Annotated in this window: 17 protein-coding genes; 7 read left to right on the top strand and 10 right to left on the bottom strand. The window is 64.7% G+C overall.

The features are described 5' to 3' along the window. The 3 genes from B3446_RS02480 to B3446_RS02470 form a co-directional block, all read left to right on the top strand. Positions 1 to 489: tyrosine-type recombinase/integrase (locus B3446_RS02480; RefSeq protein ID WP_291377195.1), on the top strand; the 489-nt coding region annotated here is incomplete at its 5' end. 32 nt (positions 490 to 521) lie between these two features. Continuing rightward, complete coding sequence (ybaK, locus tag B3446_RS02475) at positions 522 to 1010, top strand: Cys-tRNA(Pro) deacylase (protein ID WP_175125901.1); 489 nt, start codon at positions 522 to 524, stop codon at positions 1008 to 1010. 134 nt (positions 1011 to 1144) lie between these two features. Further along, on the top strand, positions 1145 to 1723 hold the full coding sequence (locus B3446_RS02470) for a DJ-1/PfpI family protein (RefSeq protein ID WP_175125902.1): 579 nt from the start codon (positions 1145 to 1147) through the stop codon (positions 1721 to 1723). Between the two features lie 64 nt (positions 1724 to 1787). On the opposite strand, the gene B3446_RS02465 is transcribed toward B3446_RS02470, so the two are convergent. The 3 genes from B3446_RS02465 to B3446_RS02455 all read right to left on the bottom strand — a co-directional run bounded on the left by B3446_RS02465 (position 1788) and on the right by B3446_RS02455 (position 3419). Then, positions 1788 to 2111, bottom strand: a complete 324-nt coding sequence (locus B3446_RS02465; protein ID WP_291377192.1) for a DMT family transporter — start codon at positions 2109 to 2111, stop codon at positions 1788 to 1790. A 3-nt stretch (positions 2112 to 2114) separates the two neighbouring features. Continuing rightward, positions 2115 to 2780: a glutathione S-transferase family protein gene (locus B3446_RS02460; protein WP_291377191.1), complete on the bottom strand. Its 666-nt coding sequence runs from the start codon at positions 2778 to 2780 to the stop codon at positions 2115 to 2117. 192 nt (positions 2781 to 2972) lie between these two features. Beyond that, positions 2973 to 3419, bottom strand: coding sequence for a MarR family winged helix-turn-helix transcriptional regulator (locus B3446_RS02455; protein WP_291377189.1), 447 nt, complete (start codon positions 3417 to 3419; stop codon positions 2973 to 2975). A 166-nt stretch (positions 3420 to 3585) separates the two neighbouring features. Between B3446_RS02455 and aceE the strand changes: the two genes are divergently transcribed. Then, positions 3586 to 6273: a pyruvate dehydrogenase (acetyl-transferring), homodimeric type gene (gene aceE, locus B3446_RS02450; RefSeq protein WP_291377188.1), complete on the top strand. Its 2688-nt coding sequence runs from the start codon at positions 3586 to 3588 to the stop codon at positions 6271 to 6273. A gap of 49 nt (positions 6274 to 6322) precedes the next feature. Here aceE and B3446_RS02445 read toward each other — a convergent pair whose 3' ends face one another. The 5 genes from B3446_RS02445 to adhP all read right to left on the bottom strand — a co-directional run bounded on the left by B3446_RS02445 (position 6323) and on the right by adhP (position 12091). Then, positions 6323 to 7750 (bottom strand): FAD-binding oxidoreductase, encoded by a 1428-nt coding sequence (locus tag B3446_RS02445; protein ID WP_291377187.1) that lies wholly within the window; start codon positions 7748 to 7750, stop codon positions 6323 to 6325. Between the two features lie 19 nt (positions 7751 to 7769). Continuing rightward, a complete protein-coding gene (locus B3446_RS02440; protein ID WP_291377185.1) occupies positions 7770 to 8753 on the bottom strand; it encodes a Bug family tripartite tricarboxylate transporter substrate binding protein in 984 nt (327 codons plus the stop codon). A gap of 85 nt (positions 8754 to 8838) precedes the next feature. Next, on the bottom strand, positions 8839 to 9744 hold the full coding sequence (locus B3446_RS02435; RefSeq protein WP_291377183.1) for a dihydrodipicolinate synthase family protein: 906 nt from the start codon (positions 9742 to 9744) through the stop codon (positions 8839 to 8841). Between the two features lie 148 nt (positions 9745 to 9892). Continuing rightward, complete coding sequence (locus B3446_RS02430; RefSeq protein WP_291377181.1) at positions 9893 to 10957, bottom strand: LacI family DNA-binding transcriptional regulator; 1065 nt, start codon at positions 10955 to 10957, stop codon at positions 9893 to 9895. 108 nt (positions 10958 to 11065) lie between these two features. Next, on the bottom strand, positions 11066 to 12091 hold the full coding sequence (gene adhP, locus B3446_RS02425; RefSeq protein ID WP_291377179.1) for an alcohol dehydrogenase AdhP: 1026 nt from the start codon (positions 12089 to 12091) through the stop codon (positions 11066 to 11068). Between the two features lie 199 nt (positions 12092 to 12290). Between adhP and B3446_RS02420 the strand changes: the two genes are divergently transcribed. Continuing rightward, the gene (locus B3446_RS02420; protein WP_175125912.1) at positions 12291 to 12677 is read left to right on the top strand and encodes a ribbon-helix-helix domain-containing protein; all 387 of its coding nucleotides are present in this window, start codon (positions 12291 to 12293) and stop codon (positions 12675 to 12677) included. 83 nt (positions 12678 to 12760) lie between these two features. Here the strand turns inward: B3446_RS02420 and B3446_RS02415 are convergent, their stop codons facing one another. After that, positions 12761 to 13348 (bottom strand): TetR/AcrR family transcriptional regulator, encoded by a 588-nt coding sequence (locus tag B3446_RS02415; protein WP_291377176.1) that lies wholly within the window; start codon positions 13346 to 13348, stop codon positions 12761 to 12763. Between the two features lie 135 nt (positions 13349 to 13483). Here B3446_RS02415 and B3446_RS02410 point away from each other — a divergent pair, with 135 nt between their 5' ends. Continuing rightward, positions 13484 to 14692 carry an MFS transporter gene (locus tag B3446_RS02410; protein WP_291377175.1) on the top strand — a complete coding sequence of 403 codons (1209 nt, stop codon included), beginning with the start codon at positions 13484 to 13486 and terminating at the stop codon, positions 14690 to 14692. After that, positions 14677 to 15906 carry an MFS transporter gene (locus B3446_RS02405; RefSeq protein ID WP_291377173.1) on the top strand — a complete coding sequence of 410 codons (1230 nt, stop codon included), beginning with the start codon at positions 14677 to 14679 and terminating at the stop codon, positions 15904 to 15906. Before B3446_RS02410 ends, B3446_RS02405 begins: the two co-directional genes overlap by 16 nt. Positions 15907 to 15966: 60 nt before the next feature. Here the strand turns inward: B3446_RS02405 and pbpG are convergent. Further along, positions 15967 to 16755: D-alanyl-D-alanine endopeptidase (gene pbpG, locus B3446_RS02400; protein ID WP_291377171.1), on the bottom strand; the 789-nt coding region annotated here is incomplete at its 5' end.

Raw genomic sequence — 16755 nt, 5'->3', positions numbered from 1 at the left:
GCCATGCTTGAGACCCTGTACGCCACGGGCCTGCGTGTGTCCGAGCTGGTCGGCGTGCGAGCTTTGGACGTCAGCCTGAACGAAGGCGTGGTGCGCGTGGTCCTGGGCAAGGGTGGTAAGGATCGTCTCGTGCCCCTGGGCGCCGAAGCCGCGCACTGGATTTCGCAGTACCTGGCCACGGCACGCCCCGAATTGGCCGCAGGCCGCGTCAGCGATGCGCTCTTCATCACCAGCCGCGCCGAGGCGATGTCGCGGCAGGCGTTCTGGCAACTGGTCAAGAAGTACGCCGTGCTCGCCGGCGTCAATGCGCCCCTGTCGCCACATGTGCTTCGCCACGCCTTCGCCACGCATCTGCTGAACCATGGCGCGGACCTGCGCGTCGTGCAGATGCTGCTGGGCCACGCGGACATTTCCACCACGCAGATCTACACCCATGTGGCGCGCGAACGCCTGAAGGCGCTGCACGCGGCCCATCATCCACGCGGCTGACCGCCGCCATCTCCCTACCCACCGGCACAAAAATGAGCAAAGCCCGCCACGTCTCCGAAACGCCCGCCACCCAATTCCTCAAGCAGCACAAGGTGGCCTATTCCGAACACACGTATGACTACGTCGATCACGGCGGCGCCGGCGAAGCCGCGCGCCAGCTCGGTCTGGACCCGCACGCGGTCGTGAAGACGCTGGTGATGGAGGATGAATCGGCCAAGCCGCTGATCGTGGTCATGCACGGCGACCGCGAAGTCTCCACCAAGAACCTGGCGCGCCAGGCCGGCCTGAAAAAGGTCGAGCCCTGCAAGCCCGAGGTTGCGCAGCGCCACTCCGGCTATCAGGTGGGCGGCACGTCGCCGTTCGGCACGCGCAAGAAGATGCCGGTGTGGGTGGAAGCCGACGTGCTGGAGTATCCCGTGGTCTACATCAACGGCGGGCGGCGCGGCTATCTGGTGGGCATCGATCCGAAGGTGCTGGTGGACCTGCTGGGCGCGAAGCCGGTGACGGTGGCGCTGGAGTAGAGAGGGAGCCCGGTGGTATCCCGCTACCACCTGGCCCGCTGGCGCGGCGGGCACAATGGGACAAGAACACCAAGAACCGGAGCCCGATCCGCGGGCAAGCAACCGGACGCCACCCTCATCCCACGGAGACAATCATGAGCAAACGACTGTTGATGCTGGTCGGCGACTACGCCGAAGACTACGAAACCATGGTGCCGTTCCAGACGCTGCTGACCGTCGGCCACACGGTGCATGCGGTCTGCCCGGACAAGAAGGCGGGCGACACGGTGGCCACGTCGATCCATGATTTCGAAGGCGCGCAGACCTACACCGAAAAGCGCGGCCACAACTTCACGCTGAACTACGACTTCGATCGCGTCGAACCCTCGTCCTACGACGGCCTGGTGATCCCCGGCGGGCGCGCGCCCGAGTACCTTCGCCTGAATGAAAAGGTGCTGGAGATCGTGCGGCATTTCGACAAGGCCAACAAGCCCATCGCCGCCGTCTGCCACGGCGCGCAGATCCTGGCTGCGGCCGACGTGCTGAAGGGCAGGACCTGCTCGGCGTACCCCGCCTGCGCACCCGAGGTTCGGCTGGCGGGCGGCACCTACGCCGAGATCGCCGTCGACCAGGCCTACACGGATGGCAACCTGGTGTCGGCGCCGGCATGGCCCGCGCATCCGGCCTGGATGGCGCAGTTCCTGGCGGTGCTGGGCACCAAGATCACGCACTGACCGAGATCACGCACTGAGCGCGGCGCGCGCGGTCGCCGCGCTCAGTTGCCGACGATCATTTTCCTCACGCTGCCGCCTCGGAGAAGCGCAGTCCAACGATTCCAATGAATGCCAGGCCAAGGAAACAGGCCCGGGTCCAGTTCATCTCATCCTGAAACACCAGCACGCCGACAAGCACCAGCCCGATCGTTCCAATGCCGGTCCAAATGGCATAAGCCATTCCCATGGGCAATGCGCGTAAGGCCAGTGCCAGCAGGTAGATGCTGCCTAGCCCCGCCATCACGGCGATGATGCTTGGCGCAGGTTTGGTCCAACCCGCATTCAGTTTGAGCGAAAGACCCATCACTATCTCCAAGGCTGCGGCAAGGAACAGATAAGTCCACGCCATGGCTCAGCCCTCGGTGGAGACAGACTGGTTGGGGGCAGCACGGGAAGCCGGCTTGTTCGCCAGAAGCCCCGCCTGTACCGCAGGCCGCGCAGCGATCACATCCAGCCAGCGCTGGACATGCGGATAAGGCTTGATGTCCAGGTGCAATTCGTTCCAGGTTTTCAGCCAGGTGAACGCGGCAATATCGGCGATGCTGTAGTTATCCGACGCGATGAAGGCGGATTCGCTCAGGCGGGTATCCACGACCTGGTAAAGCCGAAGCGATTGCTTCCGGTATCGCTGTATCGCCTCGGCATTGCCCGTTGTCGAGGCGTGTAGAAACCACCATAGCTGCCCCAGCATCGGGCCTATGCCGCCAATCTGGAAATGCAGCCATTGCTGCACAGAAGCGCTTTCGGCTTGCGTTCTGGGCAGCAGATACCCCGTTTGCGACGACAGATAGGAAAGGATGGCGCCCGATTCGAAGACGGCCAGGCCGGCTGTTCGATCAACGATGGCGGGAATCTTGCCGTTCGGGTTGATCTTGAGAAACTCCGGTTGATGCTGGTCGCCCTTTTCAAGATCAAGATCGAACTGCTCATAGGTCAGTCCGGCTTCTTTGAGAAAGATGCTGACCTTCTGCCCGTTGGGGGTGTCTGCGGTGTAGAACGCGAGATCGGCCTGTGTCATGTCTATCCTTGTTGATGAATAGCGTTGCATTTGCAATCGTTGCAAATGCAATCGTATGGCACGATGCCGCGTCGTGCAAGAGGCCCATCAACAGAGGTCAGCCATGCGCTCGCAGCGTCTTTGCTCGCCCGCATCCACGCCGCAAAGACGGCGGGCGGCGTCTGCATGTCTTGAACAACTTGCCTGCCAGCTTCAGTTGCCTTGCGCGCGGGCAACGGCAGCGGCCTGGTCCAGCGCCGCGGCAAACTTGCCTTGATCGTCGGCACTGAACTGGCTCAGAAACACTTCGGCAACGGTACCTTCGTAGACCTTCCACATCTTCTTGCGCAGCGCGCGGCCTTCCTTCGTGATGGTGGCGAACGCGGCGCGGCCATCTTCGGCCGAGCGTGCGCGCTGAACCAGCCCCTCTTGCTCCAAGCGGTCCACCAGCCGGGTGAGGTTGTAGCGTTCGATCGCCAGCGCGTCGGCCAGTTCGTGCATCCGCCGTGTGCCGCCTGGCCCGCTTTCCAGTCCCCAAAGAACGTCGTACCAGGCATAGACGGGAAGCTTGGCCGCTGCCAGACGGCTCTCGACCTCGCGGATCATCAAACGATGGGCGCGCACAAACGAGAACCAAAGATCCGCTCCCTCTTTCGCCATGGCAGGCTCCTTTCGAGTTTTAGTTGCATTTGCAATTCTAGCTGAACTAGAATTGCGGCCCATACGATTGCAATTGCAATTCATTGGTTGAGCGTTGTTGGCCACGCCCGTCCGGTTAGTGGACCGCTGTCCCGCTTGAACCCGTCATTTTCCCTGGAGGACCGCCATGAATCACCCCCTCGCACTGGTCGACGTCGACCCGCTGGAAACTCGAGAGTGGCTGGAAGCGCTGGAGGCTGTCACGACGGTCGAAGGCCGTCCGCGCGCTCACTACCTGATCGACCGGCTCACCGACTTCGACGCCAGCCGGCACGGTGATATGCATGGCCGCGTCACCAGCGCCTACGTCAACACCATCAACAAGGACCGGCAGCCTGCCTACCCGGGCGACATCGGCATCGAGCAGCGCTTGAATGCTTACATCCGCTGGAATGCGATGATCATGGTGTTGCGCGCCGGCAAGCATTCCAACGTGGGCGGACACATTGCCACCTACCAGTCCGCCGCCGTGCTCTATGACGTGGGTTTCAACCACTTCTTCCGGGGACGTACCGAGACATTCGGCGGCGACATGGTCTACATCCAGGGCCATTCCGCACCGGGCATTTACGGACGCGCCTATCTGGAGGGGCGCATCACCGAAGCGCAGCTGGACAACTTCCGCCGCGAGGCGGGACGCGATGGCCTGTCGTCTTACCCCCACCCGCGCCTGATGCCCGACTTCTGGCAGTTCCCCACCGTGTCGATGGGGCTGGGTCCCTTGACCGCCGCCTATCAGGCCCGTTTCATGCGTTATCTGGAATACCGCGGCTTGCTGGAGCACCAGGGCCGCAAGGTGTGGGCTTTCCTGGGCGACGGCGAGATGGACCAGCCCGAATCGCTGGCCGCTATCTCGGTCGCGGGGCGCGAACGCCTCGACAACCTGATCTTTGTCGTCAACTGCAATCTGCAACGTCTGGACGGCCCGGTGCGGGGCAACAGCAAGATCGTGCAGGAACTCGAAGGCACCTTCCGGGCCGCAGGCTGGAACGTCATCAAGGTGCTGTGGGGCAGTGGTTGGGACGATCTGCTCAAGCGCGACACGAGCGGCCTGCTGCGCCAACGCATGATGGAATGCGTGGACGGGGAGTATCAGACCTTCAAGTCGCAAAGCGGCGCCTATGTGCGCGAACACTTCTTCGGCAAGTATCCCGAGCTGCTGGCGTTGGTGGCGCACTTGTCGGACGATGAGATCTGGGCGCTGACACGCGGCGGCCATGACCCGGAGAAGGTGCACGCCGCCTACGCGCAAGCCGTCAACACGGAAGGCCGGCCCACGGTCGTCCTGGTCAAGACGGTCAAGGGATTCGGCATGGGCGAGGCTGGCGAAGGCCAGAACATCAACCACCAGTTGAAGAAGATGAGCGCGGACGCCGTGCGTGCGTTCCGTGATCGCTTTTCGCTGCCGGTGCCCGATGACCAGCTCGAAGACATGCCCTACCTGAAACCCGCGCCCGACAGCGAAGAAGCCCGCTACTTCGCGCAGCGCCGGGCCGCGCTGGGCGGTTATGTTCCGGCGCGCTCCGGCAAGGTTGCGCCGATGGCGGTGCCGCCGCTCAGTGCCTTCGCCACGCAACTGAAAGACAGCGGCGAGCGTGGAGTTTCGACCACCATGTCTTTCGTGCGCATCCTGACCACGCTGCTCAAGGACCCCAACCTTGGCAAGCTGGTGATTCCCATCGTGCCGGACGAATCGCGCACTTTCGGCATGGAAGGCCTGTTCCGTCAGATTGGCATCCATTCATACCTGGGGCAGCTCTATACCCCGCAGGATGCGGGCCAGTTGAGCTACTACAAAGAGGCCAAGGACGGTCAGATCCTGCAGGAAGGCATCAATGAGTCCGGCGCGATTTCGTCCTGGATCGCGGCGGGCACGGCCTATAGCAATCATGGACTGCCAGCCATCCCGTTCTACATCTTCTATTCCATGTTCGGCCTGCAGCGTGCCGGCGATCTGGCCTGGGCCGCCGCCGATGCGCGCACACGCGGCTTCCTGCTGGGCGCCACGTCGGGCCGTACGACGCTGATGGGAGAAGGCCTGCAGCACGACGACGGCCATAGCCATGTGCTGTCGTCGGTCATTCCGAACTGCATTTCGTATGATCCGACCTTTGCGTACGAACTGGCGGTCATCATCCAGGACGGCCTGCGGCGCATGTACGCGGAACAGGAAGATATCTACTACTACATCACCCTGCTCAACGAGAACTATCCGAATCCCGCGCTGCCCGAAGGCAGTGAAGCCGGCATTCTCAAGGGACTCTACCTGCTGCGCGCCGGTCAAAAACAGGAAGCCGTGTCGAAGCAGGCCGGCAAACCGCATGTGCAATTGATGGGCAGCGGCTCGATCCTGCGCGAAGTCATTGCCGCAAGTGACCTGCTGGAACAGGACTTCGGCATCTCCAGTGACGTGTGGAGCGCCACCAGCCTGACCGAATTGCGCCGTGACGGGCTGGCCGCCGAGCGTTGGAACCTGCTGCATGCCGAAGACGAGCCGCGTATTCCGTACGTTCAGCAATGCTTGCAAGACCGGACAGGCCCCGTCGTCGTGGCGACCGACTACATGAAGATCATCGGCGACCAGATCCGTCCCTTCGTCACGGACCGCCGGTTCATCACCCTCGGCACGGACGGTTTCGGCCGCTCGGACACCCGCGAATCACTGCGCACCTTCTTCGAGGTGGATCGTCATTTCATCGTGCTGGCAGCGGTCAAGGCGCTGGCTGACGAGGGCGTCGTCCCGCGCCAGAAGATCGGTGAGGTCGTCCGCCGCTATGACATCGACGTGAATAAAGTGGACCCGGCATCGGTCTAGGCGAAGGCGATGGCGACACCACCGGGGCGCGCTTCAATGAACGTCGACATCAGTCCGCGGCGATCACCCGCCCCGGGTTGAACAACCCCAGCGGATCGAACAGGCGCTTGATGCTTGCCATCATCGCCATCTCGTTGGCCGGCTTGTACCGGCCGATCGAACCGACCCGCAGCTGTCCCACGCCATGCTCGGCGGAGATCGACCCGTTCATGCGCGCCACCACGTCGTACACCGCGCCCGAAACCGCCTTCTCCGAATTGCGCATGGCCTGGTAAGCCGACGCGTCCGCGCCGGGCGGCGTCGACACGTTGTAGTGCAGGTTGCCGTCGCCCACATGGCCGAACACGAAGATGCGGGCATTGGGCAACACGCCATGCACCGCCGTCTGCGCGGCGTCGATGAATTCCCCGATGCGCGAGATCGGCAGCGAAATGTCGTGCTTGATGTTCTCGCCGTCGATGGATTGCGCTTCGGGCAGGTGATGCCGGATCTGCCAGAACGAGGCCGACTGCGCCAGGGTCGACGCAATGGCCGCATCGGTGACGATGCCCGCCTCGAACGCTGCTTCCATCAACGCCTCGAATCGCTCGGTGGCATGGGCCGCACTTTCGGCGTCGCTGGATTCCAGCAGCACGTAATACGGCGCCTTGGCAGGCACCGGACTGCGCGCGCCGGGCGTGTGTTGCAGCACCAGCTCAACCGACGGACCACTGATCAGTTCGAAGGCCGTCAGGCTGGCCGACAGATACGACTGCGCCAGGGACAGCAGTTGGACGGCGCTGTGCGGATCCGGCACGGCGGCGAAGGCCGTCATCTGCGCGGCGGGGCGCGGATACAGCTTGACGGTGGCCGCCGTGATGATGCCCAGCGTGCCCTCCGCGCCAATGAACAGCTGCTTCAGGTCGTACCCGGTGTTGTCCTTGCGCAGCCCGCGCAGTCCGTTCCAGATCTGCCCGTCTGGCGTCACCACTTCCAGGCCCAGGCACAGGTCCCGCGCATTGCCATAGCGCAGCACCTGAATCCCGCCGGCGTTGGTGGCCAGGTTGCCGCCCAAGGTGCAGCTTCCTTCCGCGCCCAGGCTCAACGGAAACAGCCGGTCCGCCTGCGCGGCGGCCTCCTGCACGTTCGCCAGCACGGCGCCCGCTTGCGCGGTCAACGTGTTGTTGTAGCGGTCCACGTCCAGGATGGCGTTCATGCGGGCCAGCGACAGCACGATGCTGTGCCCGCCGCCGTCCGGCACGCTGCCGCCGACCAGGCCTGTGTTGCCCCCTTGCGGATAGATGGCAACGCGGCGCTCGCGGCACCAGTGCACCAACTTGGCCACATCCTCGGTACTGTTCGGCTGCGCAAGCGCCAGGGTTCGGCCGGTCCACCGCTTGCGGTAGTCGGTCAGGTGGGGCGCCAGGGCGTCGGCGTCGTCCAGCACGCGTCCCTGAAAGGCGGCGCGTAAAGAGGCTTTGATGTCGTCGTCAGGCATGGCCGGCTCGTTTGTCGCGTCAGTTGGCGGAAGCGCCGGCGGCTTGCACCACGGCTTTCCATTTCTCGATCTCGGTGCCGATGAAGGCGTTGAATTCCGCCGGACCCTTGACGGTGGGCACCGCGCCCAGCTCGATCACGCGCTTCTGCATATCGGGGTCGGCCATGGCCTTCTCGATGGCTTGATCGATGCGGTTCACGATGGGCGCCGGCGTGCCTGCCGGGGCCAGCACGCCAAACCACGAGCCCGCCTCGAAATTGGGCACGCCGGCCTCGGCCATGGTGGGCACGTCGGGCAGATTGGTGCTGCGTTCCGCGCTGGTCACGGCCAACGCGCGCAGCGTGCCGTTCTTGATGAAGGGCAGCGAGGTGGGCAGGTTGTCGAACATCAGATGCACCTGTCCGCCGACCAGATCCGTCACGGCCGCGGCGCTGCCCTTGTACGGCACGTGCACCATGTCGACACCCGTGCGGCTCTTGAACATTTCGCCCGACAGATGGATCGAGCTGCCCGCGCCGCTGGACGCAAAGCTCAGCTTGCCCGGATTCTTCTTGCCGTACTCAATCAGTTCCTGCACCGACTTCACGGGCAGGCTGGCCGTCACGGCCAGCACGTTCGGCACGGACGCCACCAGCGTGATCGGCGCAAAATCCGCCGGCTTGAACCGGATGTCCTTGTAGATGGCGTAGTTGATGGCCTGCGTGCCCACCGTGCCCATCAACAGCGTGTAGCCGTCGGCATCGGCACGCGCCACGAAGTCCGCGGCAATGTTGCCCGCCGCGCCCGGACGGTTCTCCACCACGACGGGCTGACCCACCGCTTTCTCGATGTGCGGCGCAATCAGCCGGGCCACCACGTCGGTGTTTCCGCCCGCCGAAAACGGGATGACCATGCGAATGGGTTTGGTCGGCCAGTTATCCGCCGCACCCGCGCTCGCCGACGCCGCCAGCGCGACCAGACCCGCGCACGCGTAGGCAATGCCCTGCTTGGTGCTCTTGAACATGTTGTCTCCTTGCTGATGGTTTTTGATGTTCGGTACTGCAGTGCATCCCGAAACGCCGCGGGAACACGGCGTTTGGGAAATTCGGTCAACCCGCTTCGGCGAGCGTGCGCTTCAGGCGTTCAAGCAGCAGATCGATCTCGGCATGGTCGGTCGCGTCCAGCTTCGGACCGGGCCGGCGCATGCCCGCATGCTTGATTGCGCCGCGGCGCTTCATGATTTCCTTGCGGACGGCCACGCCCCACTGGCTCTGGTTCTCATAGCTCAGCAAAGGCAGGTAGCGGTCGAACACCGCGTGGGCGTCGTCGACACGGCCCGCCGTGTACAGCGCGTAAACCTGCGACAGCATCTCGGGATGCGAGAACCCGGCCATCGGCCCATCAATGCCACGGCCCATTTCCAGCGGCAGGAACATCGCGTTGTTGCCGGTCAGGATGGCGACCCGGCGGCCGGGCAGAGCGCGCAGCTTGGTGATCTTGGTGATGCTGGGCAGGTCCTCTTCCTTGACCGCCTGGATTTGCGGGTGACGCTCGATCAACTGGCCAATCACCGGCACCGACATCCAGGTGCCTGTCGAAAACGGAAAGTCCTGCAGCACCGTCGGCACATTGCCGATCCGGTCGAAGACGGCCTCGAAGTAGGACAGCACCTCCTGCTCGGTTCGCAACCCGCCCGGCGGCGCGATCATCACGCCCGCGGCGCCCGCGTCCATCACCTGACCGGTCAGCTCGGCCATCTGGGCCACGCTGCTGTTGCTGACGCCCACCACGACCGGCTTGTCCTTGGCGCGTGCGATGAACCGGGACGCCACCGCCAGCGATTCCGCCGGTGTGAGCTTGTTGGATTCGCCGGCAACGCCCAACACGGTCAGCCCGTTGGCGCCGTGCGAAAAATAGAAATCGGTCAGCGAGTCGACGCTCTCCAGGTCGATGGCGCCGTTCTCCTGAAAGGGCGTCTGCGCAACGATGTACACGCCACGGGCTTGGTCAAGCATGTTGTCTCCTGATCTTGTGTGAGTATCGGAAAATATTAGCGCTAATATTTTATTAGCGCTAATATTTTTGATAGGGAGATTCCCCAGGAAATGCGACGTTTCCGCTCAGATCAAAGCGCGGTTCAGCGTGGGCAGGAGAGGGAAAGCGTCAGGCGCTCTGTCGCCGCATCAACGTGAATCCCACATCGACCCGCAACCCCGCATTGGCTTGACCATCCAGGCGGTCGATGATGGCGCGCGCGGCCTGCTCGCCAATCAGCGAGCCGTCGATGCGCACGGTCGTCAACGGCGGGGTGGTGGCCGCCGCGTAAGCCTGATCGCCGAATCCCACGACGGCCAGGTCACCCGGCACCTGCCTGCCCAGGGCCGCGGCTTCCAGCAACACGCCCATGGCAATCATGTCGGTGCTGCACACCACGGCATCGGCATCGGGCTCGCGCGCCAGCAGTTCGGCCAGTCCACTGCGGCCCGCGCCCATCGTGGCGGGGGCGGGGATCAGCACATGCGGCGTATCAGCGTCCGCGTCAATCAAACGCAACTCGCGCGCCGCCGCGGTGAAACCCTTCAACCGGCGTCCCGCTCGCGGATCATTCCCGATGACGGCCACGGGCCGCCGCCGGCCGGTCTCGGACAGGAACTGCGCCACGCAAGCGCCCGCCGCCTCGTGCGAAAACCCGATCAGCATGTCAACCGGATCGTCATTCCAATCCCAGGCTTCCACGACGGGAATGCGCGCCGCGCGCAACTGTGTGCGTCCCGTCGGGGTCAGCACCGTGCGCATCATGACTACCCCATCAGGCCGCCGGCCCAGAATCGCTTGCAGGGCGGACACTTCCAGCTCGGGGTCATATCCGCTTTCGGTCAGCATCATCTGATAGCCGTGGCGGCTCAGATGCAGGCTGAGCGTCTGCAGCGCCTCCAGAAACACCGGGCTGCCCAGCGTGGGCACCGTCACCGCCACCAGACGGCTGCGGCCGCTGGCCAGGCCTCCGGCAACCAGGTCCTGCACGTACCCGGTCTGGGCGATGGCGTCGTGGATGAGTTTGACGGTGCGTTCAGGTACGTTCTCGGGGGCGTTCAGCACCCGCGACACCGTGTGCATCGACATGCCCGCCACGCGCGCGACGTCCGCAATGGTCACCCGGCCAGACCCGCGCCGAGGCGCGCGGCTGGTGGCAGGCTTGCTGCGACGCTCAGTGGGAGGAGGGGACATGCGGCCTCTCTGGGATCAGGGTAGGCCGGATTGTACCGAGCCGCCGCCACGAAAAAGCGCCCGCTGCGGCACATGCCGCAGCGGGCGCGTTCAAGACGAGCGCAGGTATCAGGCGAAGTCGAGCACGATGCGGCCTTCGATCTGGCCCTGCTTCATGCGGTCGAACACGCTGTTGATGTTGTCCAGGCTTTCGGTGGCGACGGTGGCGTGGACCTTGCCCTCTTCGGCAAACTGCAGCGACTCCTGAAGATCCAGCCGTGAACCCACGATGGAGCCGCGCACGGTCACGCCGTTAAGCACCATGTCGAAGATCGACAGCGGGAAATCCCCCGGCGGCAGTCCGTTCAGCGAAATCGTGCCACCCCGGCGCACCATGCCCAGCGCCTGCTCGAACGCCTTGGGCGACACTGCGGTGATCAGCGCGCCATGCGCACCGCCGATCTCCCGCTTCAGGTAAGCAGCCGGATCCGTGGTCAGCGCATTGACGGTGACTTCGGCGCCCAGGCGGCGCGCGAAATCCAACTTGGCGTCGTCGATGTCCACCGCGGCCACGTTCAGGCCCATTGCCTTGGCGTACTGCACCGCCATGTGGCCCAAGCCGCCAATCCCCGAAATGACCACCCAGTTGCCAGGCCGGGTGTCCGTCATTTTCAGGCCCTTGTACACGGTGACGCCGGCACACAGCACCGGCGCCACATCGACGAAGCCAACGTTCTTGGGCAGCAGGCCCACATAATCGGCAGCCGCCAGCGCGTACTCGGCGAAGCCGCCGTTGACGGAGTAGCCCGTGTTCTGCTGCGATTCGCACAGGGTTTCCCAGCCGCCCAGGCAGTGCTCGCAATGGCCGCAAGCGGAGTACAGCCACGGGATCCCGACGCGGTCGCCTTCCTTGACGTGCGTGACACCGGCGCCCGCGGCGACGACGTAGCCGACGCCCTCGTGGCCGGGAATGAAAGGGGGATTGGGTTTGACGGGCCAGTCGCCTTCGACGGCGTGCAGGTCCGTGTGACAGACGCCGCAGGCTTCGATCTTTACCAGGAGTTCGCCCGGACCCGGGCGCGGCACGGCGACTTCTTCGATTACCAGCGGTTGGCCAAACGCGCGTGCGACTGCTGCCTTCATGGTCTTGTTCATCACTACCTCCGAAGTCTGATCAGTTTCACTATGCTCGGCCGCTTGCGCGGCTAAAACCATGATGTACATCAATCAGCGCGGGAAGGTACAACTCGTAACCGAGTCCGGGGCCGTATTGCGGCCGGCGCGGCAATCGTCGTACAGTCGTTCGCAGGCGCGCCGTTCCCGGCAACGTGTCGCCGATGCCCAGGAGCCGTCCATGTGTGAAATCTTCATCCGCGCCACCGAGCACTCCTACGCCTGCGAAACCCGATCGCTGCGCCTGCACGGCGTGGCGACCAGCCTTCGGCTCGAGCACCTGTTCTGGCAGGTGCTGGAAGAAATCGCCGGCCGCGACGGCATGCGGGTCACGCAACTGATCGAACGCCTGTACGACGAACTGGTCGAGTACCGCGGCGAGGCCGCCAACTTCACCTCGTTCCTGCGCGTGTGCTGCCTGCGGTATCAGTTGCTGCAGGCCGAAGGCCGCATCCCCCGGGATGCCCGCGTGCCGATCCAATCGCTCAATGCCCAAGCCGTCCTGGAAGGGCTGCCGCCGTCGCTGTGCGATGCCCAACCCGTGCCCGCGAAGCGCCGCGCGGCATGACGACCTAGCGCGCGCTGACTTGGCGAGCAGGCGTCTCGCCATGCCCGCCCGCGGCAGCAACGGGTCCCGCGCATTCGTGCTGCCTACCGTGTCGCCAACAGTCCGCGCAGCAATAGCTCCAATGCCGCGCTGCCCCGCGCCAGCCGCGCACTGCCATCTTCGCCGTCGGCAATCCAGAACGCGGCTTCGGCCAGACTGCCGTAAATCAGCGAAGCGAGCGCCTGCGCATCCGCGTCGGCCACAATCCCCTGCTGGATGAGGTTGTCGATCAGGCGCTGCATGGACGCCACGCAATGGCGTTGTGATTCCGGGGATGCGCCACCCAGCACCGCCGTGGCGTCGCGCAGCACGATGCGCTGGATCTCGGGCTCCAGCGCCATTTCCAGGTAGGCATGGCAGCGTTTGCGAAAGCCCTCCCATGCGTCGTCGGAGCGGTCCGAGATCGTCTGAAGGCGTGCGTCCATCTCGGCGTCGATCTGCGCCACGACCGCCGTCAGCAATCCCTTCTTGTCGCCGAAGTGGTGGTATAGCGCGCCACGGGTCAGTCCCGCCTGCGCAGTGAGGTCGTCCATCGAAGTGGCGGCATAGCCGTGCGCCGCAAAGCACTGTCTGGCCGTTGCGAGCAGCGTGGCGCGGGTTTCTTCCATCTCGGCGCGCGTGCGGCGAACCATTCCTCTCTCCTTACATACGACGCGTATGATTATTTACAAACAGTCCGTATGAATATAGGATCTTATTCATACGGACTGTTTGTATTGTCGCTGGCCGGCCGTGCAGCGGCAAGCCGATACCTGCTGGAGAGCTGAATGACCAACCCTTATGGCGACCTTTTCGCCGCCCGCGGCACGCGGGGCTTTGCCTTGGCGGGCCTCGTGGCGCGGATCCCGCTGCCGATGACCGGCATCGGCATCATCACCATGCTGTCGCAACTGCGCAGCGGGTATGCCTTGGCGGGAGCAGTTTCCGCCACCTTTGTGCTGACCTATGCGCTGCTGTCGCCGCAGATTTCCCGTCTGGGAGACCGGCATGGGCAAATGCGCGTGCTACCCGTCGCCACGGCCGTTAGCGTCATCGGATTTTTGATCCTGCTTGGCGGTTCGTGGTGGCAGGCGGCCAACTGGACGCTGTTTGCCGGCGCCTTGCTGGCGGGATTCATGCCGAGCATGTCCGCAATGGTGCGGGCGCGCTGGGCCGTGCTGTACCGGGGCCAGCCGCGTTTGCAGACGGCTTGTTCCCTGGAAACGGTGCTCGACGAAGTCACGTTCATCGCCGGTCCGCCGTTGTCGGTCGGACTGTCTGTCGCGGTGTTTCCCCAGGCCGGTCCGCTGGCCGCGGCACTGCTGCTGATGGTTGGTGTGTTCGCGCTGGTCGTGCAGCGGGACACCGAACCGCCCGTCCAGGCGCAAGACGCCGCCACCACGGACGCCGGATCGGTGATCCGATCGGCGCACGTTTGTGTGCTGGCGCTGCTGATGGTGGCGATGGGCGTCATCGTGGGCACGGTGGACATCGTGAGCGTGGCCTTCGCCGAACAGATGGGCCGGCCGGCCGCGGCCAGTCTGGTGCTGTCGGCCTATGCCGTGGGTTCCTGCGCGGCCGGACTGTTGTACGGCGCGTTCACGGTAAAGACGCCGCAGCATCGCCTCTTGCTGCTGTGCGGCCTGGCAATCGCAGCCACCACCTTGCCATTCCTGCTCGTCGGCAGCATCGCCGCGCTGGCTGGGGCCGTGCTGGTTGCTGGAGTGTTCTTCGCGCCGACCATGATCGTGGCCATGTCGCTGGTCGAGCGCCTGGTGCCCGAGCAACGCCTGACCGAAGGCATGACTTGGCTGCTGGCCGGATTGAATGTCGGCGTTGCGCTGGGCGCTGCGTTTTCCGGCCACGTGGTGGACGCCGGTGGCGCACGGGCGGGCTTCGTCGTCGCGGTCGGTGCAGGCGGGGTAGTGCTGTTGGTGGCGATGTGGGGGCATCGGCGCCTGAGCGCCCATGGCTCACCGGCATGGCGGGCCGCGTGATGGCGGCCCGGTCATTATGGCTGGCCGTCGGGGCGGCCAGTCTTGCCACTTTCTCCGTCGTGACCACTGAAATGCTTCCGGTAGGTCTGCTGACGCCCATTGCCGACACGATGCGCGCCTCCACGGGATCCGCCGGGCTGACGATCTCGCTCCCCGCGTTGCTGGCTGCGCTGTTCGCGCCGCTGGTAGTGATCGCATCGGGCGGCATGGATCGGCGCAAGATCCTGAGCGGCCTGCTGGGTCTGCTGGTGATCGCCAACGTGGGTTCGGCACTCGCGCCCGGCCTGGGTTGGCTACTCGCTGCGCGCGTCCTCGTCGGATTCTGCATGGGAGGCATATGGGCCATCGCCGGCGGCCTGGCTGCGCGGCTTGTGCCGCACGGCGCTGTCGGCTTGGCGACATCCATCATCTTTGGCGGCGTCGCCGCCGCTTCCGTGATGGGCGTGCCGCTCGGCTCGCTGATTGGAGAACTCGCCGGGTGGCGCTGGGCCTTCGCAAGCATGGCCGTCTTAAGCGCGCTGGTGCTGGCGCTTCATCTTGCTGTCATGCCGGCGTTGCCCGTGACCAGTTCGGCCGCCGCGCGCCAGTTCGGCGCGCAACTGGCCAATCGCGGATTGCGGGCGGGGCTGCTGCTGACGTTGTTGCTGGTGACCGGGCACTTCACGGCCTTCACCTTCGTGCGTCCGCTGTTGCTGTCGGTGTCGGGGTTCGACGCGCAATGGATTGGCGCGTTGCTGTTTGCCTATGGACTCGCGGGCATCGCCGGCAACTTCCTCGCTGGCATTGCCGCGGCGCAGCGCACCGTGCCGACCTTGACGGCAATTGCGCTGGGGTTGCTGCTGACACCGGCCCTGTTCCTGGCCGTGGGCGGTTTTCCTATCGGCGGTGGTGTGGCGCTCGTGGCATGGGGCCTGGCCTATGGCGGCGTGTCTGTCGGCCTCATGACCTGGATGATGAAGGCCGCGCCGGGGCATGTGGAAGTTGCCACCGCGCTGTATGTGGCCGTGTTCAATATCGGCATTTCACTCGGATCATGGGCCGGCGGCCAGATCGTCGATGGCTTCGGCTTGACCGGCAATCTGTTTGCGGCGGGAGGGTTGGCTGCCGCGGCGCTGCTGGTGCTGACGCTGTATGCCAGCCTGGGCAAGCAGGGCGCGAAAGCCGGCTCTGATGGAAAGCCCGCGAAGTGCAGTGCGCAGGTGCGCGCCAAATGAGGAAAGGGCCCGATGCAATCGGGCCCTTCATTTTTGCTACACGCAGCGGTCAGCCGGCCATCAGCCGCCGGCGCCTATCGACGCCATCGCCACTTCGCTCTGCACGATGCGGCGGATGCGCACGGCGTCGCCGATACGCGAGAGCTTGCCCTGCGAATCCAGCAGCACGATCGCCAGGTCGCGGCCATTGATGCGCGCCAGCATCACCAGGCATTCGCCCGCTTCGTTGATGTAGCCGGTCTTGGACACCTTGATGTCCCAGTCGGGCTTGCGCACCAGCAGGTTGGTGTTGCGGAAGGTCTGCGTGCGGTTGTTGATCTCGACCTCGTACTCCGTGTCGGTGGAGTAGCGGTGGATCAGCGGACGCTGCGACGCCGCGCGCAACAGGCGCGCCAGGTCATGCGGCGACGACACGTTGTTGCTGGACAAGCCGGTGGGTTCGATGAACCGCGTGCTGGTCATGCCCAGCGACTGCGCCTTGGCATTCATGGCGGCCACGAAGGCCCGCAGGCCGCCCGGGTAGTGGCGGCCCAGCGCGTTGGCGGCGCGATTCTCGGAAGACATCAGCGCCAGGTGCAGCATGTCGCCGCGCGACAGCTTGGTGCCCACGCGCAGCCGCGACGTGGTGTGCTTGAGCTCGTCGACGTCCTCGTCGGTGATCTCCAGCATCTCGTCCATCGGCAGGTTTGCGTCCACGACGACGACGGCGGTCATCAGCTTCGAGATCGAGGCGATGGGGCGCACGACGTTTTCGTTCTTGGCGAAGATGACCGTGGAAGTTTCCAGGTCTTGCACATAGGCGGTGCTGGAGCGCAGCGCGGCCGCTTCGGCGCGGGCCGAGGCGGCGGG

It is taken from the genome of Achromobacter sp. UBA5777, assembly GCF_002418565.1.
GTDB lineage: Bacteria > Pseudomonadota > Gammaproteobacteria > Burkholderiales > Burkholderiaceae_B > Achromobacter > Achromobacter animicus.
This window is presented reverse-complemented; position numbering and strand designations above follow the sequence as displayed.

Excerpts from the sequence above, each read along its gene's own strand:
- ybaK (WP_175125901.1), top strand. The coding sequence starts at position 522 with ATGAGCAAAGCCCGCCACGTCTCCGAAACGCCCGCCACCCAATTCCTC.
- B3446_RS02470 (WP_175125902.1), top strand. The coding sequence starts at position 1,145 with ATGAGCAAACGACTGTTGATGCTGGTCGGCGACTACGCCGAAGACTAC.
- B3446_RS02465 (WP_291377192.1), bottom strand. The coding sequence starts at position 2,111 with ATGGCGTGGACTTATCTGTTCCTTGCCGCAGCCTTGGAGATAGTGATG.
- B3446_RS02460 (WP_291377191.1), bottom strand. The coding sequence starts at position 2,780 with ATGACACAGGCCGATCTCGCGTTCTACACCGCAGACACCCCCAACGGG.
- B3446_RS02455 (WP_291377189.1), bottom strand. The coding sequence starts at position 3,419 with ATGGCGAAAGAGGGAGCGGATCTTTGGTTCTCGTTTGTGCGCGCCCAT.
- aceE (WP_291377188.1), top strand. The coding sequence starts at position 3,586 with ATGAATCACCCCCTCGCACTGGTCGACGTCGACCCGCTGGAAACTCGA.
- B3446_RS02445 (WP_291377187.1), bottom strand. The coding sequence starts at position 7,750 with ATGCCTGACGACGACATCAAAGCCTCTTTACGCGCCGCCTTTCAGGGA.
- B3446_RS02440 (WP_291377185.1), bottom strand. The coding sequence starts at position 8,753 with ATGTTCAAGAGCACCAAGCAGGGCATTGCCTACGCGTGCGCGGGTCTG.
- B3446_RS02435 (WP_291377183.1), bottom strand. The coding sequence starts at position 9,744 with ATGCTTGACCAAGCCCGTGGCGTGTACATCGTTGCGCAGACGCCCTTT.
- B3446_RS02430 (WP_291377181.1), bottom strand. The coding sequence starts at position 10,957 with ATGTCCCCTCCTCCCACTGAGCGTCGCAGCAAGCCTGCCACCAGCCGC.
- adhP (WP_291377179.1), bottom strand. The coding sequence starts at position 12,091 with ATGAACAAGACCATGAAGGCAGCAGTCGCACGCGCGTTTGGCCAACCG.
- B3446_RS02420 (WP_175125912.1), top strand. The coding sequence starts at position 12,291 with ATGTGTGAAATCTTCATCCGCGCCACCGAGCACTCCTACGCCTGCGAA.
- B3446_RS02415 (WP_291377176.1), bottom strand. The coding sequence starts at position 13,348 with ATGGTTCGCCGCACGCGCGCCGAGATGGAAGAAACCCGCGCCACGCTG.
- B3446_RS02410 (WP_291377175.1), top strand. The coding sequence starts at position 13,484 with ATGACCAACCCTTATGGCGACCTTTTCGCCGCCCGCGGCACGCGGGGC.
- B3446_RS02405 (WP_291377173.1), top strand. The coding sequence starts at position 14,677 with ATGGCGGGCCGCGTGATGGCGGCCCGGTCATTATGGCTGGCCGTCGGG.